1 protein-coding gene is annotated in these 265 nt (G+C 70.9%); it reads left to right on the top strand.

Annotated features, from left to right (window positions below):
- Positions 1 to 265 (top strand): TetR/AcrR family transcriptional regulator (locus HKX41_11825; GenBank protein NNC24822.1); only part of this gene is annotated, 265 nt, incomplete at both ends.

Raw genomic sequence — 265 nt, 5'->3', positions numbered from 1 at the left:
GATCGACGAGATCATGGCCGAGGCCGGCCTGACCCGCGGCGGCTTCTACAACCACTTCAAGCGCAAGCAGGACCTGTACGCCGAGGCGGTCGAGCACATCCTGACCGCGATGCCCGCCGGCGGCTGCGAAACCGATCCGCCGGCGGCCGCGCGGCTGGCGCGCGAGTACCTGTCCGACCGCCACGTCGCCGATTTCGACTATCCCTGCCCGCTGGTCGCGTTCTCCTCCGAGGTCGGGCGCGGCGACGAGTGCGTCAAGCGCGCC

It is taken from the genome of Salifodinibacter halophilus (assembly GCA_012999515.1).
GTDB lineage: Bacteria > Pseudomonadota > Gammaproteobacteria > Nevskiales > Salinisphaeraceae > Salifodinibacter > Salifodinibacter halophilus.
This window is presented reverse-complemented; position numbering and strand designations above follow the sequence as displayed.